Annotated in this window: 19 protein-coding genes, 1 other RNA gene and 1 other annotated feature; of the genes, 4 read left to right on the forward strand and 16 right to left on the reverse strand. The window is 37.4% G+C overall.

Annotated elements, in window-relative coordinates:
* Nucleotides 1-10: 10 nt before the first annotated feature.
* Complete coding sequence (locus CKK03_RS07655; protein WP_099362020.1) at nt 11-961, reverse strand: ABC transporter permease; 951 nt, start codon at nt 959-961, stop codon at nt 11-13.
* Entirely contained in the window at nt 954-1,874 is a 921-nt protein-coding gene (locus CKK03_RS07660; protein WP_099362021.1) for an ABC transporter ATP-binding protein, read from the reverse strand. Before CKK03_RS07660 ends, CKK03_RS07655 begins: the two co-directional genes overlap by 8 nt.
* A 284-nt stretch (nt 1,875-2,158) precedes the next feature.
* On the opposite strand from CKK03_RS07660, the gene CKK03_RS07665 reads away from it, so the two are divergent.
* Nucleotides 2,159-2,842 carry an RsfA family transcriptional regulator gene (locus CKK03_RS07665; protein ID WP_099362022.1) on the forward strand — a complete coding sequence of 228 codons (684 nt, stop codon included), beginning with the start codon at nt 2,159-2,161 and terminating at the stop codon, nt 2,840-2,842.
* Nucleotides 2,843-2,872: 30 nt separating this feature from the next.
* Here the strand turns inward: CKK03_RS07665 and CKK03_RS07670 are convergent, their stop codons facing one another.
* The 5 genes from CKK03_RS07670 to CKK03_RS23655 all read right to left on the reverse strand — a co-directional run bounded on the left by CKK03_RS07670 (nt 2,873) and on the right by CKK03_RS23655 (nt 7,766).
* The gene (locus CKK03_RS07670) at nt 2,873-3,637 is read right to left on the reverse strand and encodes a tRNA threonylcarbamoyladenosine dehydratase (protein ID WP_099362023.1); all 765 of its coding nucleotides are present in this window, start codon (nt 3,635-3,637) and stop codon (nt 2,873-2,875) included.
* A gap of 186 nt (nt 3,638-3,823) precedes the next feature.
* Nucleotides 3,824-4,016: non-coding RNA, 6S RNA (ssrS, locus tag CKK03_RS07675), on the reverse strand.
* 66 nt (nt 4,017-4,082) lie between these two features.
* The gene (aspS, locus tag CKK03_RS07680) at nt 4,083-5,852 is read right to left on the reverse strand and encodes an aspartate--tRNA ligase (protein WP_099362024.1); all 1,770 of its coding nucleotides are present in this window, start codon (nt 5,850-5,852) and stop codon (nt 4,083-4,085) included.
* An 11-nt stretch (nt 5,853-5,863) separates the two neighbouring features.
* Nucleotides 5,864-7,132 carry a histidine--tRNA ligase gene (hisS, locus tag CKK03_RS07685; RefSeq protein ID WP_099362025.1) on the reverse strand — a complete coding sequence of 423 codons (1,269 nt, stop codon included), beginning with the start codon at nt 7,130-7,132 and terminating at the stop codon, nt 5,864-5,866.
* Between the two features lie 91 nt (nt 7,133-7,223).
* Nucleotides 7,224-7,486 (reverse strand) — a binding site (T-box leader).
* A 103-nt stretch (nt 7,487-7,589) separates the two neighbouring features.
* A complete protein-coding gene (locus CKK03_RS23655; RefSeq protein ID WP_010678249.1) occupies nt 7,590-7,766 on the reverse strand; it encodes a hypothetical protein in 177 nt (58 codons plus the stop codon).
* 135 nt (nt 7,767-7,901) lie between these two features.
* Between CKK03_RS23655 and CKK03_RS07690 the strand changes: the two genes are divergently transcribed.
* Entirely contained in the window at nt 7,902-9,683 is a 1,782-nt protein-coding gene (locus tag CKK03_RS07690) for an N-acetylmuramoyl-L-alanine amidase family protein (RefSeq protein ID WP_180271194.1), read from the forward strand.
* 47 nt (nt 9,684-9,730) lie between these two features.
* On the opposite strand, the gene dtd is transcribed toward CKK03_RS07690, so the two are convergent.
* The 7 genes from dtd to CKK03_RS07725 all read right to left on the reverse strand — a co-directional run bounded on the left by dtd (nt 9,731) and on the right by CKK03_RS07725 (nt 19,397).
* Nucleotides 9,731-10,171 (reverse strand): D-aminoacyl-tRNA deacylase, encoded by a 441-nt coding sequence (gene dtd, locus CKK03_RS07695; RefSeq protein ID WP_099362027.1) that lies wholly within the window; start codon nt 10,169-10,171, stop codon nt 9,731-9,733.
* A 13-nt stretch (nt 10,172-10,184) separates the two neighbouring features.
* Nucleotides 10,185-12,374, reverse strand: a complete 2,190-nt coding sequence (locus CKK03_RS07700; RefSeq protein ID WP_099362028.1) for a RelA/SpoT family protein — start codon at nt 12,372-12,374, stop codon at nt 10,185-10,187.
* 227 nt (nt 12,375-12,601) lie between these two features.
* Nucleotides 12,602-13,114, reverse strand: coding sequence for an adenine phosphoribosyltransferase (locus CKK03_RS07705; protein WP_099362029.1), 513 nt, complete (start codon nt 13,112-13,114; stop codon nt 12,602-12,604).
* Entirely contained in the window at nt 13,114-15,468 is a 2,355-nt protein-coding gene (recJ, locus tag CKK03_RS07710; protein ID WP_099362030.1) for a single-stranded-DNA-specific exonuclease RecJ, read from the reverse strand. The genes CKK03_RS07705 and recJ overlap by 1 nt, the downstream gene beginning before the upstream one ends.
* Before the next feature lie 86 nt (nt 15,469-15,554).
* Nucleotides 15,555-16,451 (reverse strand): cation diffusion facilitator family transporter, encoded by an 897-nt coding sequence (locus CKK03_RS07715; RefSeq protein ID WP_099362031.1) that lies wholly within the window; start codon nt 16,449-16,451, stop codon nt 15,555-15,557.
* A 136-nt stretch (nt 16,452-16,587) separates the two neighbouring features.
* Complete coding sequence (gene secDF, locus CKK03_RS07720) at nt 16,588-18,834, reverse strand: protein translocase subunit SecDF (protein WP_099362032.1); 2,247 nt, start codon at nt 18,832-18,834, stop codon at nt 16,588-16,590.
* 281 nt (nt 18,835-19,115) lie between these two features.
* Complete coding sequence (locus CKK03_RS07725) at nt 19,116-19,397, reverse strand: post-transcriptional regulator (protein ID WP_180271203.1); 282 nt, start codon at nt 19,395-19,397, stop codon at nt 19,116-19,118.
* Between the two features lie 137 nt (nt 19,398-19,534).
* Between CKK03_RS07725 and spoVB the strand changes: the two genes are divergently transcribed.
* Entirely contained in the window at nt 19,535-21,097 is a 1,563-nt protein-coding gene (gene spoVB / locus CKK03_RS07730) for a stage V sporulation protein B (protein ID WP_099362034.1), read from the forward strand.
* A 29-nt stretch (nt 21,098-21,126) separates the two neighbouring features.
* Here the strand turns inward: spoVB and CKK03_RS07735 are convergent, their stop codons facing one another.
* Entirely contained in the window at nt 21,127-21,792 is a 666-nt protein-coding gene (locus tag CKK03_RS07735) for a DUF421 domain-containing protein (protein ID WP_099362035.1), read from the reverse strand.
* A 207-nt stretch (nt 21,793-21,999) separates the two neighbouring features.
* Here CKK03_RS07735 and CKK03_RS07740 point away from each other — a divergent pair, with 207 nt between their 5' ends.
* Nucleotides 22,000-22,383, forward strand: a complete 384-nt coding sequence (locus CKK03_RS07740; protein ID WP_099362036.1) for a TIGR04086 family membrane protein — start codon at nt 22,000-22,002, stop codon at nt 22,381-22,383.
* A 48-nt stretch (nt 22,384-22,431) separates the two neighbouring features.
* On the opposite strand, the gene yajC is transcribed toward CKK03_RS07740, so the two are convergent.
* Nucleotides 22,432-22,692, reverse strand: a complete 261-nt coding sequence (gene yajC, locus CKK03_RS07745; protein WP_099362037.1) for a preprotein translocase subunit YajC — start codon at nt 22,690-22,692, stop codon at nt 22,432-22,434.
* Nucleotides 22,693-22,705 lie beyond the last annotated feature (13 nt).

The following is a 22,705-nucleotide window of genomic DNA, read 5'->3' on the forward strand; positions in this document are numbered from 1 at the left end:
CCCCATTTTTTTAAGCAGCAACGTCACGTTTCGTAAAGACAAACCACGTGAGTGCATTAAATATGACAAAATAAATAATTAACATGATAACTGAAAATGTCATCGTCATTCCTTCGACTAAAACATATCCAGTAAGATATTGAGATAGATCTGTATTCGCAAATAGAATGTATTTTGCCCAATCAAACTTTGTTGCCAGAAGAGCTGTAACATTTACCCCTGCAAACATTAAAAAGATTGCTAAACCAATTGCTAGACCACTATTTCTAAAAATAGTAGAAATCATAAATGCAAATGTTGACATCATGATTAAATTAATTGATTTTAATCCGAAAATCCCGAGAATATGTGAAACCATATGAACCTCATGTACTACACCATCTCTATAAACGAGGTGTGGTGTGGAGCCTCCGATCCCAAAGAATATACTTCCTACTAAAAATGAAACTACAAATAGTAAGACTAAAGAAAATAACGCAAATAAAATGGTAGCTAAATATTTTGACAGAAGAATCTTCGCTCTTGATACAGGTCGTATTAATAATAATTTAATGGTTCCCCACGTAAATTCAGAAGCCACACTGCTAGCACCAACGACTATGGTAAACAATGTAATTAATGATACAATTTCTGCAGCAACCGTCATAAAATTCCATGTAGACCTAGTTTCCATCGGAGCAATATCATGTTCGAGGCGATATTCATTAATCGCTAATTCTCTTTCTGAAATATCCTTTACCATGTCAGGTAAGTCTTCATTCGCTAAATCTGTCTTATACACTTCATTTTGTTGTTGTAAGTTTTGTTTCCATTGTTCATCAACAGAATCTGATGCTGTGGAATTCATTACAACTCCCACGACTATGGCTACAGCTATCAGTATTACAAGCATAATCCAAGTAGAAATGCGACGGTAAATTTTCATATTTTCATTTTGTATCAGTTTCACGATATTAGCCAATTCTGCTACCTCCTGTTACTTCTAAGAATCGGTCCTCTAGTGATTTAGAAAGTTGTGTGATTCCAAACACCTGAATCTCATTTTTTACAAGACTAGTATTTATTTGCGGAATCATCTCATGTTCAATATTGAGTTCAATTCCTTTTTCGGTTTGAATCATTTCAAGTGCCGGATATTCAGTTGATAGAATTAATCGTGTTTTTTCTATATCACCTACTTGAAAATGGACTCTAATGCTCGTTTCTTCATTCATAAATTCAGTGACTTTTTGTACACCCACTAATCTACCATCTTGAATAATTCCAATTCGATCACACATCATTTCCATTTCAGAGAGCAAGTGACTGGAAACAATTACGGCTAATCCTTCTTCCCTAGCAAGCTTTCGAATATAATCACGAACTTCACGAATTCCAGCAGGATCTAGACCATTTGTAGGTTCGTCTAAAATTAAAATCGAAGGGCTGTGCAATAATGCTTGTGCAATACCTAAGCGCTGTCGCATTCCTAAGGAATAGGTTTTAACCTTCTCATTGATTCTTTTTTCAAGACCTACTAGCTTTGTTACTTCAAGAATTCGTTCTTTTGATACACCGTTCACCATCCGTGCATAGTGAACCAGATTTTGATATCCCGTTAAAAACTTATACATTTCCGGGTTTTCAACAATGCCGCCAATATGTCTGACAGCTTGTTCAAAATTCTTGGCAACATTTGTTCCTTTTATCATGACTTCACCATCAGTGATGGACATAAGCCCTACAAGCATTCGAATCGTAGTCGTTTTACCAGCACCGTTTGGCCCTAAAAAGCCGAACACTTCACCTGGATATACATCAAAGGAAATTCCCTTAATGATTTCTTTTTTACCAATTGTCTTTTTTACATTTTTTAATTGTAAAACTGGTTGCACATTGTTTCCCCCTATCAGTTTGTGAGATTCACTCGTATAGAATCTCGTTCGCCGTTTTCCGGATTATGCGACAATACTACTTACGTATTATAGATGAAAAAGTTCCCATTTTTTTAGGTTATGAGAGAAATTAACAATACTTTTACATTGCAAATGCAGTCCCTATACTCCATATGTTGTATTTTCTTTTTTGATAAAACTACTAATGTATAAAACAAATACAACGTGGTCATGCTAGATATAAAGAAAAAATCTATTATTTTAAGTAATTGGGAGTTGGTTAAATGAAAGTAAGACAAGACGCATGGTCACATGAAGATGATCTATTATTAGCTGAAACAGTATTACGCTACATACGTGAGGGCGGAACTCAATTGGCTGCTTTTGACGAAGTAGGCGATAAATTAAACCGTACTTCAGCGGCATGTGGGTTTAGATGGAATGCGGAAGTTCGTAATAATTATGAACAAGCAATTGCTATTGCAAAAAAGCAACGTAAAGAAAGAAAACGAGCATTAGAAAGAATGAACAAGGATAAAGGAACAACTCTAGAAAAAACAGTAAATCAGGATTCATTTGTAGAAGAAACACCTGTGCCTGTTTATATCGAAGAGGTTTCTGCAGAATTAATCCCTTCATCAAATTCAATTACTAATTCAATCAAGCTTGAAGATTGTATTTCATTCTTATCTTCATTACGTCATAATGATCTTCTTTCGAATCAGTTGGAGATGGAGAATAATCGTTTACGTCGTGAAAATGAAACATTGAAGCAGCAAACTAAAGAGCTTGAGAAGAGACTTGATAAGTTATCTGACCAACAGACTATCATTCAAGAAGACTACCAAGCACTTGTACAAATTATGGACCGTGCAAGACGCTTAGTGATGTTTGAAGATACAGAGGACCGTAACTCCCCGACATTTCGAATGGATAAGAACGGGAATCTTGAGCAATTAGCAAAATAAATAAAACGTGGCCAACGAGGCCACGTTTTTTTATTGGTCCTTAACTCTAGTTATTTTGATGTCCTTTAGCAATTCACGAACAACATAGCTTGCCATTATTAGTCCACACGCGGATGGTACAAACGCATTTGAGGATGGAGGCATTTTTGCTTTACGGATTTTAGCATTCTCATCGGTGATTTCCTTACGAACATCTTCACGAATAACGATTGGGCTTTCATCTGAGAATACAACAGGAATCCCTTTGCGAATTCCTTCTTTTCTTAGTTTTGTACGAATAACCTTCGCAATTGGATCGGTATGAGTTTTTGAAATATCTGCAATCATAAAACGAGTTGGATCCATCTTATTTGCTGCACCCATGCTTGAGATGATTGGAATATTACGTTGCAAACATTCCTTCATAAGATGAATTTTATACATAATCGTATCTGATGCATCAACAACAAAGTCTAGGTTATAGCTAAAAAACTCTTCATACGTTTCTTCTGTATAAAACATTTTAAGCGCGATTACTTCACATTCAGGATTAATATCTGCAATACGTTCCTTCATTACGTCAACTTTTGACTGACCAATTGTAGAAAGTAAAGCAGGTAACTGACGGTTAATATTTGTAATATCCACATTGTCCTTATCAACGAGGATTAAACGTCCAACACCAGAGCGTGCTAGCGCCTCTACTGAGAAAGAACCAACGCCACCCACTCCTAGGACAGCTACTGTACTGTCTTTAAGGATATCTACCCCGCGCTTGCCTACTGCTAGTTCATTACGTGAAAATTGGTGTAACATATCTTCAACTCCATTGGGTATCAAATTCAAAGTCATATTTTTTTATTTTTACCAGAACTAGAATATAACATACTTTCGACACATTTCAAGTATTTCTATGTGAATTTATGTATTTAAAACATAAAAACATTAAAAAACCCCTGTTTACACAATGTAAACAGGGAGTTGTCTTGTATAAGTATCCTTAGAAGTCCCAATCGTGTCGTCGATGCCTTAGTTTTGAACCCGCTCACCGCAGGTGGGCACCCTGTTTCTACTTTTGTAAGTCCTCTTTTCAAGTAAAGATGAGGCATTTACGCAAGTACGAAAACTCCGGGCTCCCGTATAATCTATTGTTCGGTCAAAACAATAGGTTATACGACAAACACATCAGGACTTCTAACTTTATGAACATATTAACACACGAAATTCGTCTTTACAAGTTGACCAAAAAGGGTTTTGTTCGCTATTTTCGAACATTTAACGACAAATACAAGTCATTTAATTGCGCTTTGCTAACTTCACCAGGAGCGTCTGTTAAAAGATCACTTGCACTTGCAGTTTTAGGGAATGCAATGGTATCACGTAAGTTTGTTCTACCTGCTAGAAGCATCACTAGTCGGTCTAAACCTAGTGCAATACCACCATGTGGTGGTGTACCATATTCAAATGCTTCTAAAAGGAACCCGAACTGTTCTCTTGCTTCCTCATCTGTAAATCCTAAAACATTGAACATTTTTTCTTGGATATCACGTTCGAAAATACGGAGTGAACCTCCACCTAATTCATACCCATTTAATACAAGGTCATATGCCTGTGCCTTGACTTCCCATGGCTTGCTTTCTAGAAGCTCAATATCCTCTCTAGCTGGCATCGTAAATGGATGGTGAGCTGCATAATAACGACCATCTTCCTCATCATATTCTAAAAGTGGCCAGTCTGTTACCCAAAGGAAATTAAACTTAGATGCATCGATTAAATCAAGCTCTTTTCCAAGTTTTAAGCGTAGTGCTCCAAGTGCATCTGCAACTACATTTGGTTTATCTGCTACAAAGAATAGCAAGTCTCCCGCTGTAGCCTCTAATACTGCTCTTAATGCTTTTTGCTCTTCTGCATCAAAGAACTTTGCGATTGGACCTTTTAACTCATCTTCTTCAACCTTTAACCATGCAAGCCCTTTTGCACCGTAACGATTTACATATTCAGTAAGCCCGTCAATGTCTTTACGAGTATATTTATCTGCAGCACCTTTTGCATTGATTGCTTTTACCTGCCCACCAGTCGCTACTGCATTGCTGAACACTTTAAATCCGCTATCCTTCACAACTTCAGAAAGATTAATTAATTCCATTTCAAAGCGCGTATCAGGTTTGTCTGAGCCGTAACGGTTCATTGCATCTTCATACGTTAATCGTGGCAATGGAAGTTCAATGTCCATTCCTTTTACGTCCTTCATTAATTTCTTCATCATTTGCTCTGTCATAGCAATGATGTCCTCTTGACTCATGAAAGAAGTTTCAATATCGATTTGTGTAAATTCCGGCTGTCTGTCTGCACGTAAGTCTTCGTCTCTAAAACAACGTGCAATCTGGTAATAACGATCAAATCCACCCACCATCAATAGTTGTTTAAAAATTTGTGGTGATTGTGGAAGTGCGTAAAACTCACCTGGGTGGACACGGCTTGGTACAAGATAATCACGGGCACCCTCTGGTGTACTTTTTGTTAAAATAGGTGTTTCGATATCTAAGAATCCCTCGCCATCTAGATACTCGCGAATGGATTTTGTAACATTGTGACGCATTTGGAACGTTTCAAACATAGCCGGTCTACGAAGGTCCAAATAACGATATTTCAAACGTAAATCTTCTGAAACCTCTGTACGATCTTCAATCATAAATGGAGGTGTTTTTGCTTCATTTATGATATTAATATCAGAAACCTTGATTTCGATTTTTCCAGTTGTGATATTGTTGTTTATTGTTGCTTCATCACGAGCTACAACGATACCTTCTACACTTAGTACATATTCATTTCTAACCGTTTCAGCAATTTCTAATGCATCCTTAGATTCTTCAGGGTTGAATACGATTTGAACAATTCCACTTCTGTCTCTTAGGTCAATAAAAATAAGTCCACCTAGGTCTCTGCGTCTTTGCACCCAGCCCTTTAGTGTTACTTTTTCGCCAATTGCTTGTTCGGTTATTTCACCACAATAATACGTTCTTCCAGACATGTTTCCCACTCCTAATGACTTTTTTCAAGTATATATGATATAAATTGCTCAAGTTGGATTTCTTCTTGATGACCAGACTCCATGTTCTTCACGTTAATAACTTTTCTTTCCAATTCTTCATCGCCTAAAATAGCGACAAATTTAGCTTGTAATCTGTCAGCTGCTTTGAATTGGCCTTTTACTTTTTTATTTAAATAGTCCTTTTCTGCAACTAATCCAGCTTTTCTAAGTTCATTAACGAGGAACACAGATTTAGCTGACGCTGCCTCACCGATTGCAGCAACATAGCAATCAACTCTCTCTTCAACTGGTAGTTCAATACCTTCTGCATTCAGAGCGGCCAAAAGTCTTTCAATACTTAAAGCAAAACCGATACCCGGCGTTTCTGGCCCACCGAGGCTTTCCACTAAACCATTGTAGCGTCCTCCACCACAAAGTGTCGTAATGGCTCCAAATCCCTCTGCATCACTCATGATCTCAAATGCAGTGTGGTTATAGTAATCCAACCCTCTTACAAGTCCGGAATCAACTTCGAAATCAATTTCTAAATCGGTTAAGTAGGACTTTACCTTATTGAAATATTCACTTGATTCGTCATTCAAATATTCCAAAATCGATGGTGCCGTGTGCATTAATTCATGGTCCCTGTCCTTTTTACAATCTAGGATACGCATTGGATTTTTCTCAAGTCTAGAATTACAGTCTGAGCAAAACTCTTCAATTCTAGGTGAAAAATGTGCGATTAGGGCATCGCGGTGTGCACTTCTACTAGATTTATCACCAAGGCTATTAATGACTAGTTTTAGCTTTTTCAATCCCAATGATTTGTAGATTTCCATCGCAAGGGCGATCACTTCTGCATCGATACTTGCATCATTGCTTCCTAATGCCTCAACTCCAAATTGGACAAACTGACGGAACCGACCTGCTTGTGGTCGTTCATAACGGAACATAGGGCCGCAGTAATAAAGCTTAGTTGGTTGTGATGGGTTACCAAACATTTTGTTTTCTACATATGAGCGAACAACAGCTGCAGTGCCTTCAGGTCGAAGGGTTAGACTTCGTTCCCCACGATCTTCAAAGGTGTACATTTCTTTTGTCACGATGTCAGTGGTTTCCCCTACACTTCGTAAGAAAAGTTCTGTATGTTCAAATATTGGTGTCCGTATTTCCTTATAATTAAATCTTTTGCATATATCTCGAGCCATCTCCTCGATATATTGCCATTTTTCCACATTACCTGGAAGGATGTCTTGCGTTCCTCTAGGGATATTAACCATTTATTTACTCCTCCTTACTCAAAGAAAAGATATGTATTTACACATCTGGGATAACAAACAAAACAAAAAAGCTCCCATCCCTACAATTTCTTGTAGGGACGAGAGCTTATAGTTCCCGTGGTGCCACCCTAGTTAAAACTTCGATAAACTCAACAATAGTTGGTCGTTTAGAAGTTTTCACTCGATCAGTTAACGCCTGAAACGTTCAACTCCTAATAGAGCAAATTGCTTTTTCAGAGAGAAACCTAAGAGGTGTTCGTTCAATAAGTCATCATGTAGGAATGCTTGCAGCCTATGACATTCCCTCTCTATTCATGTGTAGTCTTATTTACTTTTCCCCATCACTGGTTCAGATTATCATATTTTTTGTAGAATTTTATATTATCATACGTATGAACTCGGTTCATGTCAAGTTTATGAATCGATTTTTTTATTTTTTTTAGAACAAAAAGGTTATTTAGGAACGATGTAATTGCTTTTTTAAGTTCCGTACGTCTTTAACTGAAACACCAAATTCACTTGCTAATTCCACATAGGTTGATGATTGTTCCTTCTGAATAAAATCGTGGAAATCAACCCCGAAAAGATTTCCTCCAGTATTTTGAACATTGTTACTCTTTTCGCTAAATCTCATCCTTTTCGCCCCTTTTTCGTGGTAAGATATTACGTATCATTCCCTTTTTTAAGAATTTATTTCTTTTAAACAGGAATTTTTTTATTTTTAGCGAATCTTTATAAAGCTATGCTTTTTACTCAAGGAGGCTTTTACGTGTTACACAAGATTTTAAAAATAGGACTAGCGTTCCTACTCGCGATTATTTTTTCAGTTACAACCAACCCGGGAAATCTTACAAAAGCTGAACAAATCGCAATTATTGACACCACTGTACTTAACGTGAGAGATGGCCCTGGACTCTCCTATTCAAGGACTGCACAGGTCAAACAAGGAGAGAAATTCACAATAATCGAAAGAAAAAATGATTGGGTTAAGCTACAGCTTTCTGCTGGAAAAACAGGATGGGTTGCTTCTTGGCTTATTAAAGAAACACAGACTAATCCTACCCAAACCGGTACTTCGTCCACCGTTGTTTCAACTGTAGATGGGCTTAGATTTCGCAGCGGTCCAGGAACAGGCTTCCAAGTAATCGGGTCGTTAAACAAGGGAAATGAAGCTGGGTTTATTGAAGCAAATGATAATTGGTCAAAAATATCGTATAAAGGAAATATTGGCTGGGTTTCCTCACAATTTTTAACAACGAAGCAAACATCTGGTCCTACAAATTCAACACCAAATTCAAATTCTGGCACATCTAAGAAAACAGCAACTGTTACTGCTTCAATCTTAAATGTACGCGATAAACCTAATTTGCAAGGAAGAATTGTAGGAAAGTTAAAACAAAATGCTACTGTTACGATTACAAATGAAAGAGAAAGTTGGTTAGAAATTAAATTCGGCAGTAGCTCTGGTTGGATACATAGAGATTTTGTAGCAGGCATTTCTTCAACAGAAGAAAAACCATCTCAACCTGCTGCACCACCGCAAAGTCCGACAAATCAAGGAAAAATCGGTAAAGTTACCGCTTCTAGCTTAAATGTACGAGATAGTGGCTCCCTTTCTGGGAGAGTTATTGGCAGTTTGAAGCAGGGAAATAAAGTCACTATTCAAGAAGAAGTAAATAATTGGAGCCATATTACCTTGCCAAATGGTAGTAAAGGATGGGTTGCTAGTTGGTATCTTGACGTTCAGATGGATACACCAAGTGAAACCCCAAACAAAGCAGAATCAACTGTAAAGATCCTTTACAACGGGACAAATATTCGTTCTGGCTCGTCTACTTCAACTTCAGTAGTTGCGCGAGCGAATGAAGGCGATTCGTTTGCAATGGTAGCAAAGGAAGGTGACTGGTATAAAATCAACCTTTCGGGGAATAAAATTGGATATGTTGCCGGTTGGCTTGTTTCTGTTAGTGGAACAGATCAAATTGTAGAACGACCTGGTGTTAATCAATATTTAAAGGGAAAAACCATTGTGATTGATCCTGGTCATGGCGGGAATGATAGTGGAGCTATAGGAGTAAGTGGTACTTATGAGAAAACTCTAAATTTACGTACAGCAAGACTAGTCTTTGATAAATTAAGTGCATCAGGTGCAAATGTAGTTCTGACACGCAATAGCGATAATTATGTCAGTCTTCGCTCTAGAGTGAGTATTTCACATTATCGAAGTGCCGATGCTTTTGTAAGTATCCATTATGATAGCATTTATGACCGAAATGTTCGTGGTGTTACATCCTATTATTATAAAAATATTGATGTTGGACTCGCTTCTAACATTCAAACAGAGCTAGTCAAGAATACTGGTTTTAAAAACAGAGAACACCGCCTAGGTAATTATCAAGTGTTACGTGAAAACCGTAACCCTTCTGTTCTATTGGAATTAGGATTTCTTAGTAATCCGACTGAAGAATATACGGTTAACACAAATACGTTCCAGGAAAATGTTTCCAATGGAGTCTATTATGGACTTGCTCAATATTTTAAGGGAAAATAAAATCCTAACAAAAATGCCTCAAAAGCAAATCGCTTTTGAGGCATTAATTATTTACTCTCAATAATTAATGTAACTGGTCCAACATTTGTGAATTGAACATCCATCATTGCTCCAAATGAACCTGTTTCAACATGTACTCCTTTTTCGCGGATTTCCGCATTAAAAAGGTCATACATGTGTTCCGCAAATTCGGGTTTAGCAGCGTCCATAAAGTTTGGACGCCTTCCTTTTCGGCAATCCCCGTATAACGTAAATTGAGATACTGAAAGAATATCTCCATTAACATCAAGCAGTGATTGATTCATTTTCCCTTCATCATCTTCAAAAATACGAAGGTTCACAATCTTGTCTGCCACATATTTAATATCTTCCAATGTATCGGAATGTGTAATTCCGACTAAAAGCATTAAACCATTTTTGATGGCTCCGACTTCTTCATTTTGAACAATAACACGCACGTCTTTTGCACGTTGTACGACAACTTTCATGACAACTTATCTCCTAACTCATGACACGTCGAACTGAATAAATATCACGAATTTGCTTAATCCGTTCTACAACTTTATGAAGATGACTTACATTTTGTATTGAAATCGACATATTGATTGTAGCTACTTTATTTCGGTCGGATCTTCCAGAAACAGATGAGATGTTCGTCTTTGTTTCATTTACAGCTTGAAGAACCTCATTTAATAATCCACGACGATCAAATCCGTTAATCTCAATTTCAACATTAAATTCTTTACGATCATTTAGATTACTTTCCCATTCAACCTCTATTAGTCGCTGCTGCGCATCCTCGGTATGAACATTCTGGCAGTCTGCGCGATGTACGGATACACCTCTACCTTTTGTTATGAATCCAACAATTTCATCCCCTGGTACTGGATTACAGCATTTTGACAGGCGGATTAGTAAATTATCAATTCCCTGAACCTGTACTCCCGAATCACGTCTTTTCGAACGAGATGATACTTGTTTGACCTCTGATACCGTTTCGATAACTTGTTCTAGGTCTCGCTGCTTTCTTAGTTTATCAGTCAAACGATTTGCAATTTGGGCTGCCGTAATGCCGTTATACCCAATCGCTGCATACATATCATCTTCATTTGAAAAATTAAATTTCTCTGCAACTCTTTTAATATTATCAGGGGTTAAAATATCCTTTACTTCAAATTCTAGATTGCGAATTTCTTTTTCAACAAGCTCTTTCCCTTTTTCAATATTTTCTTCACGGCGCTGCTTTTTGAAGAACTGACGAATTTTATTTTTCGCTTGGGATGTTTGAGCGAGCTTAATCCAGTCCTGGCTTGGCCCATAGGAATGCTTCGAGGTTAGTATCTCAATGATATCCCCTGTTTTCAATTGATAATCCAAGGTCACCATTTTTCCATTTATTTTGGCACCGATCGTTTTATTACCAATTTCCGAGTGAATGCGATATGCAAAATCAATTGGAACAGAACCAGTTGGTAATTCTATAACATCGCCTTTTGGTGTAAAAACGAAAACCATGTCAGAAAATAGATCAATTTTTAAGGATTCCATAAATTCTTCGGCATTTGACGCATCATTTTGCCACTCTAAAATTTCACGGAACCATGTTAATTTTTCCTCAAACGACGATTGTGTGTTAACCTGTTTACCTTCTTTATATGCCCAATGCGCTGCAATCCCGAATTCGGCAATTTGGTGCATCTCAACTGTTCGAATTTGGACCTCAAGTGGGTCACCCTTCGGACCAATCACTGTAGTGTGTAAGGATTGATACATATTTGGCTTAGGCATTGCAATATAATCTTTGAATCTTCCTGGCATTGGCTTCCAACAAGTATGGATGATTCCTAAGACTGCATAACAATCTTTAATGCTATTTACGACGATTCGAACGGCAAGTAGATCATAAATTTCATTAAATTGTTTATTTTGAAGAACCATTTTCCGATAAATGCTATAAATATGTTTTGGTCGACCAGAAATATCAGCTTTGATCGAAACCTCATCAACATGTTCTTTTACATCATTAATGACTTCCTCAAGATACTCCTCACGTTCCGCTCGTTTCTTTTTCATCAGGTTGACAATCCGATAGTATTGCTGTGGATTTAAATATCGTAAGGCTGTATCTTCAAGCTCCCATTTAATTTTGGATATCCCAAGACGATGGGCTAATGGAGCAAAAATTTCAAGCGTCTCATTGGAAATTCTACGCTGTTTTTCTGGTGGGAGATGCTTTAACGTACGCATGTTGTGCAAACGGTCTGCTAGCTTGATTAAAATAACACGAATGTCCTGAGCCATTGCAACAAACATTTTACGATGATTTTCCGCCTGTTGTTCTTCCTGAGATTTGTATTTAATTTTCCCTAACTTTGTGACTCCATCGACAAGCATTGCTACTTCTGGAGTAAATGCATCACTAATTTCTTGAAGCGTTACATTCGTGTCTTCCACTACATCATGTAGAAAACCACCCGCGATTGTTGAAGGATCCATCTCAAGATCAACTAAAATACCTGCCACTTGAACGGGGTGGATGATGTACGGTTCACCAGATTTGCGAAACTGCTCCCGATGAGCTACCTCTGCAAATTTATAAGCTTGTTCAATAAACTCGAGATCGTTATTATTCAAATATTTTTTTGCCTTTTCTATCACTTGCTCAGGAGTTAAGACCTGTTCGTTTGCCATGGATTTTATCACCTTTTTATAAATTGAAGATTCAAGATATCCTCTTGAATCATTTTTAAAATATAGAATTAAAAAGATTATTGTTTCTATTATCTTGAAAATCTTGAAAGATGTAAAGGGAAATAACATAAATATCGCCTATTAAGTCTAAAAATTCTTTACCTAAGGGTTATAGAAAGGAATCTATTAAAAAAAGCACTCACAACTGAGCGCTTTTCATCTATATCTTAATACTGCATAAGTGTTAATACATCATAACCTTCAAGCTTGTCACGACCATCTAGGTAAGTGAGTTCGATAAGGAATGCAATTCCTGCAACAATACCACCAAGCTGTTCTACAAGATTAATTGTAGCTTCAATTGTTCCACCAGTAGCTAGTAAGTCATCTGTGATTAATACACGTTGGCCTGGTTTAATTGCATCTTTATGGATGGTTAATACATCTTTACCGTACTCAAGACCATAATCCACCTTAATCACATCTCTTGGTAGTTTTCCTTCTTTTCTAACAGGAGCAAAGCCTACACCATGTGAGTATGCGACTGGACAACCGATAATAAAGCCACGAGCCTCTGGTCCAACAACAAGGTCAATTTCTTTTTCCCTAGCATATTTCACAATTTGGTCTGTAGCATATTTATACGCTTCACCGTCATTCATTAAAGGAGTAATATCCTTAAATTTAATGCCTGGCTTTGGATAATCGTCAACTATTTCAATATACTTTTTTAAATCCATTACTTAATTGCCTCCTCAAGCGAATGCGAACCTTGATTTATTGCATCAAACCATTGCTTTAATTGTTGATATGATGAATACAATAATTGCTTTTCCAATTCAATTCGTTTTGCTTTTAATTGGTATGTTTTCGATTCAGTCAAATCCCTTTTCTTAGCTTGATTTGATAATGAAATAAATCCATTGTCTATTTTAACAAAATCTAATTCAAAAAACACCTGTGACATAAAATCAATTGTTTCCGTCGACCATCCTCTATATTTTGCTAACTCATGCGCATAGCGATTCATATCAAACGGACCCTTTTTTGCCAGAAATGCATAAAACCATTTAAAATGCTCTCGAGTCGGGATTGTGCTGAAAAAATGATCCTGTTCATGAAAAAATAATGTGTAAATCCGATTTGGAAAACTAGTATCAAATAGTACTTTGATCATTTCATCTTCTTCTGGCAAGTCAAGAAGCACAACATGCTTTGATTCGAGTTGTAACTCTGTCGCCTCTTCAAACGAAGAAATTACCGTTACGTCGTGATTAGTTAGACGAAGTTTTTGAACAGTTTCCTGAGCAAATGAAACTAATTTGAGTTTATCATCTTTGATTTTTTCAAGGTAGGATAAGAAATCACGCATTCCACGAATATCAAATAATTGCCACTCATGTACAGCTATATCCTGTAACATCATTTGTGGCTTTCTGTTATTATTCCATTCATTAATAGATAATTCTCCGATAACGGAAACCTTCGATAAAGGTGAGATTCCGTCAACAGTATGTCCTAATCCAAAGCCAACTCCATCTAGAGCTATTTGGTCTTCCTGAAGAACAATTTTCAAATGACTTTGATCAGACCCAATTCTTCGAAGCGAATTGATTTCAACATCATTGATTTGCACAGTGGGTTTTGGGTTACCCATTCCAAATGGTGCTAATTTGTTCAACTCTAGAATTGTTTCAATGGAAACATCCTGTATACTGCAAACAGCATCTACAGTTGTGATAGGTTGAAAGTCTTCTGGGGTTAATACCTCATTTGCAATTGTATTAAGGCGATTTCTTAAGTCTGCCACATCTTCCACTTTTAGTGTCATTCCGGCTGCCATTGGATGTCCACCAAAATGCGGTAAAATATCACGACATGTTGATAGACTTTCATATAGATTAAAGCCTTCAATACTTCTTGCTGAGCCTTTTGCCAGACCTTTTTGAGAATCAATGCTTAAGACAATTGTTGGCCGATAGAAGCGGTCAACTAATCTAGAAGCAACAATCCCAATCACACCTGGGTTCCAGCCTTCCCTTGCAATGACTAATACTGAATTCGAAGAAGGTGGAAAATTCCCTTCTACCTCTTGAATGGCTTCTTGAGTCATTTGATTAACTAATTGCTGCCTTTCTTTGTTCAGTTCATCGATTTCATCGGCAATATATGCTGCTTCTTCTAAATCGTTTGTCAATAATAAATCAACTGCAGGATCTGCAGATTGCAATCGACCTACTGCATTTATTCGTGGACCGATTGCAAATCCAACTGTTTCTTCAGATATATCATTGGATTCGATCTTTGCTTTTTTTAATAATGCTCTTAAACCTGGCCGCTTTGTATTTTGTAACGCCCTTATTCCCTTTTTTGCAAGGAGTCGATTTTCCCCAGTTAAAGGAACTAAATCGGCAATTGTTCCAATAACAGCTACATCTAATAAATCCGTAGGGACTTCTCCTCGTAAAGCATGAGCTACTTTAAAAGCAACCCCAACTCCTGCCAATTCCTTAAACGGATACTGGCTATTCGGCTTTCTCGGATGGATAATCGCTGTTGCAACGGGTAACTCGGGACCGACCTCGTGGTGATCCGTAATGATTAAGTCAATGCCTAATTCTTTTGCAACCTCTGCTTCATGAAGCGCAGAAATACCTGTATCTACAGTAATAATAAGTGAGATTCCTTCGGATTTTGCCCAACGAAAAGCTGTTTCATTTGGGCCATAACCTTCCGTAAATCGATTTGGAATATAAAATTCAACATTTGCACCTTTTTCTTTTAAAGCAGTAACCATTACGGTCGTACTGCTCACACCGTCCGCATCATAGTCACCAAAAACTAAAATCTGTTCCTCATTTTTAATGGCCGTATTAATTCGGTCAATAGCCGTATCCATTTGGTCCAGTAAAAATGGATCGTGGAACTCAAGTAAATCTGGTTCTAAAAATTCACGTGCTTCCTGGACAGTTGTAAGTCCTCTATTCACTAGTAGGGATGCTACTAGAGGTGTAACTTGAAGTTCTTTAACTAGTAGATTTGCGTTTGTCTGGTTGTAGTCATTTACTTTCCAACGAGTTTTAGATTGTAACAAAAGTTTCACCCCTTAACCATACTATTATATCGAAGCTTTGGGCCTGTTACAACGATTGACATTTTTTATATAATAGGTTCTAATTTTCAGTCATCATCAGAGTATGGATTGATATGGATAAAAACGTTATGTACCTCTGCATATTCCATCAGTTTTGCCTTTACCTTCTTCCCAACCTTGTGTCCATCCTCAACAGTCATGTAGGGGTCGACAGAAATTTTCAAATCTACAATAACATAATGTCCATGCTCACGGGCATGAAGTTCCGTAATTTTTTTTACCTCCGGAACGGACAGAACCAATTCTCTAAATTCAGTTGTATCTTCATCATGTAACACATGATCTAATGTATTGTGTATTGCTTCCGTACCAAATTCCCAGGCCATTTTTACAATCAAAACAGCAACAACTAACCCCGCAACCGGGTCGGCATAAACAAGCCAATCAATTCCTAAATAGCCACCAAGAATAGCCCCGACTATCCCCACAAGCGTAGCAATGGAAGCAAAGACATCAGAACGGTCATCATATGCATTAATGATTAGTGCATCGCTCTTAATTTTTTTTCCGAGAAGATATTTATATCGAAACATGATTTCTTTAATGATGATTGAGAATAGAACAGCATAAATAGCCATCGTCTTTGGAACAGCGATAGGTTTAAAGAATGCCTCAATTGATGCTTTTCCGATTTCAAATCCGACTAGTGCTAGTAATACAGCAACAATGATGGCCGAAACAGACTCGGCTTTACCATGACCATATGGATGATCTTCATCTGGTGGTCTTTTTGCTGCGCGGACTCCAACGAAAACTGCGACAGACCCTGCCACATCTGAAGCCGAATGGACCGCGTCTGCAATAAGCGCACGACTATTGGATTGTACCCCAATCACCCATTTAATAATAGCTAAAATGATATTCCCCACTACACCTATAATAATGGCTTTTTCCGCTTGTTTGAAACGATCGTTCTCCTTCAAAAAATCCTCATCCTCCCCATGTAAGTTTGAGAACAAAATGCGCTTTTTTCTTTTGCGCATACGCATGCTTTTTAGTGTATCCAAATTCATAGAGAAAATAAAAAGTCGTGAAAAATCACGACTTTTTACTGTTATATTATACCTGCGGTTCTGATTCTGACTGTGCTGGACGTTTTTTTGTAATTTGCTTTGTCTTCCATATTAACCATAGCTGTGCTGCAATGAAGATAGATGAATACATACCAGCAACTAAACCAATTGTTAAGGCGAAAGAGAAATTGGTAATAGCCTGTCCACCTAATAATAATAATGCAACACTTGTGAAGATAACGGTTATAGCCGTATTAACGGAACGCCCTAATGTTTGCCTTAAACCATTATTTACAATACTTGCAAGATCTTCATATGTTTTAACACGCTTTTTCTTTTTATAAAGTTCACGAATTCTATCGAACGTAACAATTGTATCATTAATAGAGTAACCAATAATGGTTAATATAGCAGCGATAAATGTTACATCTACTTCAAGTCGTGTAACACTAAAGATAACAATCATAAAGAGAGCATCGTGGAAAAGCGCAACAATTGCAGCAAGCCCCATTAACCACTCAAAGCGGAATGCAACATAGATAATAATACCAGCCATCGCAATTAAGCTTGCGATAAAAGCATTTCTAGCTAATTCTTTTCCAACTGTTGGAGAGACTGTGCTAACGTTAGGGTCTGCCCCGTACAGGTCATGGAAATGAGCTTTTACTTCGTTTACTTTATCCTTTGATAGCTCATCGGCAAAACGAGCAACACCAATATCACTATTATCTCCTGATATCACGATTTCCTTGGCCTCTAGATCAAGCTTACTAAGTTCTTCTGTGAATTCTTCTTGAGAGATTGGATGGTCAGCGAGTACCTCCATACGGGTACCAGCAACAAAATCAATACCAAGATTAAGCCTAAAGATTGCCAATATTGCGATTCCCAAGATAACCATTATACCAGATGCGATAAAGAATTTATTTTTATGTTTCGCAAAATCAAAACGATCAAATCGAGTTGGATAATTCCCTTCCTCATCTGCATCGGCTAAGTTTCGAATGTCACTTTGTTTAACACCAAACCAGCTTGGTTTCTTATTTAAAAATTTGCTATTTACCCAAAGTCCAAGTAATAATCTGCTTCCATATACAGCAGTTAGAAAGCTTAGCAAGATACTCACGATTAACATGGTTGCAAAGCCTTTTACAGCACTTGTTCCAAAAATAAATAGGACAACACCTGCTAAAAGAGTTGTAATATTTGCATCAAATATTGTTAGGAAGGAGTTTTTACTTCCTGTACGATACGCGGACAAAATAGATTTTCCGGACTTAATTTCTTCCTTAATTCTCTCGTAGGTGATAATATTCGCATCAACGGCCATACCTACCCCAAGGATTAAGGCTGCAATACCTGGTAAAGTTAGTACCGCATTCATCCAGTCAAATACAAGTATGTTTAAATAAACAAATATACTTAACGTAATTGCAGCAATTAGTCCAGGGAATCGGTAAAATATAAGCATAAATAATAGCACTAAGAAAATACCAATTGTCCCTGCGAATACGGTTTTCTCTAAAGCTTGTTCACCAAATTTTGCTCCAACAGATGTGGAATAAATTTCTTCTAAATCAACAGGAAGTGCGCCTGCATTTAACAATGAAGAAAGTTCCTTAGCTGATTCAACCGTAAAGCTGCCTCCTTCTATTGAGACCGACTTTCTGTTGAATACTTCATTAACGGTTGCTGCAGAAAGGTACTTTGGATTTGGCTTCTTACTTTCAGCCTCAAAGGAATCCACACCTTCTTCAAAATCCAACCAAATCACCATTAAATTGTTTGGAGCTTGGTCAAGAACTTTTTGTGTAGCGTTTTTTAGGTCATCTGAATTTTTAACTGTTAGAGAAACGGCTGGTTTTCCCATCTGATCGAATGACTGACTAGCACCATTTTGCGCTAATTGGGAGCCGTCAAGTAAAACGTTATCGTTTACATCTCTGAAGGTTAGTTTAGCTTGTGTAGATAGGATGTCACGAACCTTTTGTTGGTCTTCAACACCCGCTAATTGCACACGAATGCGATCCTTACCTTCAATTTGAATATTTGGTTCATTTACCCCTAGTACGTTTACACGGTTATTTAAGGCATTTACCGTACTTACTAAGGCTTCCCTATCAATTACATCGCCTTTCTTAGCAGGTTGTACCTCATAAAGGATTTCAAAACCACCTTGAAGATCGAGTCCTAATTTAATATTTTTTGCGGTATCTGTACCGGTTACTCCGATTAAGGCACCAAAGAGAAGTACCAATACAAAAAACACCACGATGCGGCCTTTTTTAACCATAAGTATGTATATCCTCCTTTATATAAGAAAAGCGAAAGGTGCACCTGCCGAGCGGTGACAAATATAAGTCGAGCGCCGACAGAAGGCGCACTTTGCCTTCAAAAGCGATTGGCTTATGTCCTCGAGCCGATGGGGCCAAGAGCTAGACAATTCTATTCTAGTAAAAAACTAGCCTGTCCTTTAAGCCCTCCATCACAATTATGAAACAATGCGATTTTGATGTCAATTACAGCTTTAGTGAATGTTACGCCACATCTAAAAAAAATTTATGGTTCTACGAATTATAGTAATTTTTCCAAAGCCTCTTTTCCTTCACCTTCAAACCAATTCGGCGCTTTAAAAGCTTCTACCGTTGCATAATTCATATAATCTCCAACTTTTATTCCGAGAATATCACTGACAATTTGGTGTAGCTGCTTTTCTTCTTTTTCTTTTCTCCATGTTTTATTTTTCATGAACTCCCACAGTTCTTCCTCTTTAACGCTGTCATATCCATACAGTCCGAATTCTTCCAGCTTACTCTTTAAAAATGGACGAACTGTTTCACGATACTTGTCATACATGTGACTCTCTGATTGACCCACTCATCATCTCTCCCATTTTTCAACTAACTTACAATACTTGTCATGCTTGGCCACCTACTAAGCATATAGTTAATTGTAAATGATATCACCTTTTTTGAGAAGGTAGGGAAAATGAATTGTCAAAGCAAACATTCCTTAAAGGTACGTTAATTTTAATTATTGCAGGGCTCATTACAAGAATATTGGGATTTATTAATAGAATTGTTGTCGCACGGCTTATTGGTGAAGAAGGTGTGGGGCTCTATATGATGGCCATCCCTACGTTTGTCCTCACCATCACATTAACTCAGATGGGACTCCCAGTGGCAATATCGAAATTAGTAGCTGAGGCAGAGGCACAGGGTGATAAGAGAAAAATCAAAAAAATCTTGGTTGTTTCTTTATCCATTACTGGGATATTAAGTATTATCTTTACACCTATGATGATCTTTCTTGCGCCATTATTATCCGAGACGCTTCTTACGGATGAAAGAACGTATTATCCTTTATTAGCGATATCACCGATTGTCCCTATTGTGGCGATTTCATCTGTTCTCCGTGGCTATTTCCAAGGTCGTCAAAATATGAAGCCACCTGCCTATTCACAGGTTATTGAACAAGTCGTCAGAATTACCTTAGTGTATGTGTTTACGAAGGCCTTTTTACCAATGGGGATTGAATACGCTGCAGCAGGTGCAATGCTTTCGGCCGTTGTGGGAGAATTAATGTCACTCATTTATTTATTCTTTATGTTCAAGCTAAAAAAACGGATTCGAATCCGGCAGAACTTTTTTAAATCGGCTAAGCACGGAAAAGAAACATTCAATGATTTGACACGAATTGCGGTTCCAACATTAGGCAGTAGAATGATTGGGTCGATTTCTTGGTTTTTTGAACCGATTGTCGTTGCCCAAAGTTTAGCAATTGCCGGTGTCGTTACGCATCTCGCGACAAGACAATACGGGGAGTTAACAGGTTTTGCATTACCACTACTTATGCTTCCATCGTTCATTACGATTTCACTTTCAACAGCACTTGTGCCTTCCATAAGTGAAGCAGCAGCAAAAAAGCAAACATTATTAATTGAATATCGCCTCAAACAGGCGTTACGATTATCACTTGTTTCAGGTGGGTTAGCAATCGTTGTTTTATATGTGTTTGCTTCCCCAGTAATGGAGCTGATGTATGGGAATAGTAATTCAGCCATTTATATAAAAGTAATGGCTCCGTTTTTTATCTTTTATTACTTCCAAGGTCCACTTCAAGCAACCTTGCAGGCTCTTGATTTAGCAAAAGCCGCCATGGTCAATAGCTTTATCGGAAATTTTATAAAAACTGGCGCGATTTTCATTCTTGCAACTAGACCTTCCCTTGGGATTATGGGTGCAGCTCTTGCTATTGTCATTGGAATGATGCTTGTTACCTTGCTACATTTTTCGACGATTGTAAAAGTGATATCTTATAGTTTTTATGTTAAGGATTATATAAAGAGCGGCATAACTATGGTTCTATCAGGCATAGGTGGTCATTACTTTTATCAATTCTGCTTAACCGATGGTTCTCTAGCTATAAGAACACTGGCAGCGATTGGTGTTACATCATTCATTTATGTTGTTCTATTATTTGTTTTTAAGCTTTTGACAAAAGAGGAAGTAGCGAGGATTCCTTTTATTGGACCAAAGCTAGCAACACTTTTGTAATGACTAAACCAAAAGGTAACCGACCACGGTTACCTTTTTTCATCCTTTATATCTATATGTAGTTTTCCGTGATGATAATTACAGATTGAAATTTTCTTAATATCACTATAACCTAACTTCTTCAACTCAGATCGGAGCCAAAATTCGGTCTTATTAATTTGTTTTAAATGATCGACTTGAATTTCTCCATCAAGAACGACTGGTAAATCAATTGTATAATCTGAGAAATCGGAAGGTTCATTTTTACTTTTTTCCAACACAGACAAATCTCCTGATGATTCAAGTATAGCAAATTCCACATCAGCTAAATTTTTTATGTTTTTTTCACGAAGTTGCATCATAAGATCATCATGATTATAACGTTGCTGCCTCATTGCATGTTCATCAATTTTACCCCTATTCACAATGACTGTTGGACGGCCATCGATAAGTTCTCTAAGTTTTTTACTTTTTAACGACAGCAGGGCGAGTAAGTATTGAATCCCCATCAGCAAAACCATCGGTATGAGTGAATGGAGAATTGGGTCCTTTGTACTCTCGATACCGATAACTGCCATCTCTGCAATCATCATAAAAACTACTAAATCGATAAGACTAAGTTCTCCAATTTCTCGTTTACCCATCAACCGAAAAATCGTTAACAGGATAATATAAAGAAAAATAGTCCTCCCCACAAGGATGAGGTATTCTTCCAACGAAAGCCCCCCTCTCTAATGGAATCTAATATTAGAAATACATACTGCAACTTAGTGTGCACAAATTCTCTTAAAACATAATTCGAATTTTTTCTATTGAGTTTTAATGGACAAGAAAAGTTTGTACTTTTTATTCTAATTCATTGTGATCGTGAATATGCTCGTACTAAGGGTTATTCGTATATATTTGAGGGGGAGAGAATCGATATGAGGAAAATGGGAGTTGCAATGGCTTATGGTGTGGTAGCAATTTTTTTAATTGTTATTGTATCTAGTTTACTTATCTCACTATTACTTCGGTTTACTTCACTTCAGGAATCTTCAATGTCCTGGGTGATTTTAGGTGCTTCCTTCCTTGCTCTTTTCATCGGTGGATTTGTTTCAGGTGGAAAAGGAAAGGAAAAAGGTTGGCTAATTGGTGGAGGCACAGGTATTTTATATTCTATCATTGTATTTATAGTTCAATTTTTAGGGTATGATTCTACTTTCACAGCGGAGCAAACAATGTATCATGTTGGGTTTTTAGCGGCTGCTGTAATTGGTGGAATTTTCGGGGTGAATATGACCACTCCATCAAGAAGAGATGCTTAATAGATAAACAAAAAAAGAGCGCCCGAGACGCTCTTTTTTTATGAAAAATTAGTCCTTGATGACATCACGTACTGCTTGTCTGTCATATGTAAGATTTGCATTTCCAGATTTAATAATAATCTTGTTCTCATCGATTGCATCAACTGTTCCGTGTAAACCGCCTACAGTTACAACTTTATCCCCTTTTTGAAGGTTAGATTGCATACTTTGAGTAGCTTTTTGACGCTTTTGTTGTGGACGAATTAACAAGAAATAGAAAATCGCAAACATTAGAATCAACGGACCAACTGTTCCTAAAATACCTTCCATTCATTTCACCTCC

It is taken from the genome of Fredinandcohnia onubensis (genome assembly GCF_002734215.1).
Taxonomy (GTDB): domain Bacteria; phylum Bacillota; class Bacilli; order Bacillales; family Bacillaceae_L; genus Ferdinandcohnia; species Ferdinandcohnia onubensis.

What these genes read in the sequence shown, in the direction of transcription:
- aspS (WP_099362024.1), bottom strand. Translation starts at nt 5,852, where the DNA reads ATGTCTGGAAGAACGTATTATTGTGGTGAAATAACCGAACAAGCAATT.
- CKK03_RS23655 (WP_010678249.1), bottom strand. Translation starts at nt 7,766, where the DNA reads ATGAGATTTAGCGAAAAGAGTAACAATGTTCAAAATACTGGAGGAAAT.
- hisS (WP_099362025.1), bottom strand. Translation starts at nt 7,132, where the DNA reads ATGGTTAATATCCCTAGAGGAACGCAAGACATCCTTCCAGGTAATGTG.
- CKK03_RS07705 (WP_099362029.1), bottom strand. Translation starts at nt 13,114, where the DNA reads ATGGATTTAAAAAAGTATATTGAAATAGTTGACGATTATCCAAAGCCA.
- CKK03_RS07740 (WP_099362036.1), top strand. Translation starts at nt 22,000, where the DNA reads ATGAGGAAAATGGGAGTTGCAATGGCTTATGGTGTGGTAGCAATTTTT.
- dtd (WP_099362027.1), bottom strand. Translation starts at nt 10,171, where the DNA reads ATGAAAGTTGTCGTACAACGTGCAAAAGACGTGCGTGTTATTGTTCAA.
- yajC (WP_099362037.1), bottom strand. Translation starts at nt 22,692, where the DNA reads ATGGAAGGTATTTTAGGAACAGTTGGTCCGTTGATTCTAATGTTTGCG.
- CKK03_RS07725 (WP_180271203.1), bottom strand. Translation starts at nt 19,397, where the DNA reads ATGTATGACAAGTATCGTGAAACAGTTCGTCCATTTTTAAAGAGTAAG.
- CKK03_RS07700 (WP_099362028.1), bottom strand. Translation starts at nt 12,374, where the DNA reads ATGGCAAACGAACAGGTCTTAACTCCTGAGCAAGTGATAGAAAAGGCA.
- CKK03_RS07670 (WP_099362023.1), bottom strand. Translation starts at nt 3,637, where the DNA reads ATGTTACACCAATTTTCACGTAATGAACTAGCAGTAGGCAAGCGCGGG.
- secDF (WP_099362032.1), bottom strand. Translation starts at nt 18,834, where the DNA reads ATGGTTAAAAAAGGCCGCATCGTGGTGTTTTTTGTATTGGTACTTCTC.
- CKK03_RS07665 (WP_099362022.1), top strand. Translation starts at nt 2,159, where the DNA reads ATGAAAGTAAGACAAGACGCATGGTCACATGAAGATGATCTATTATTA.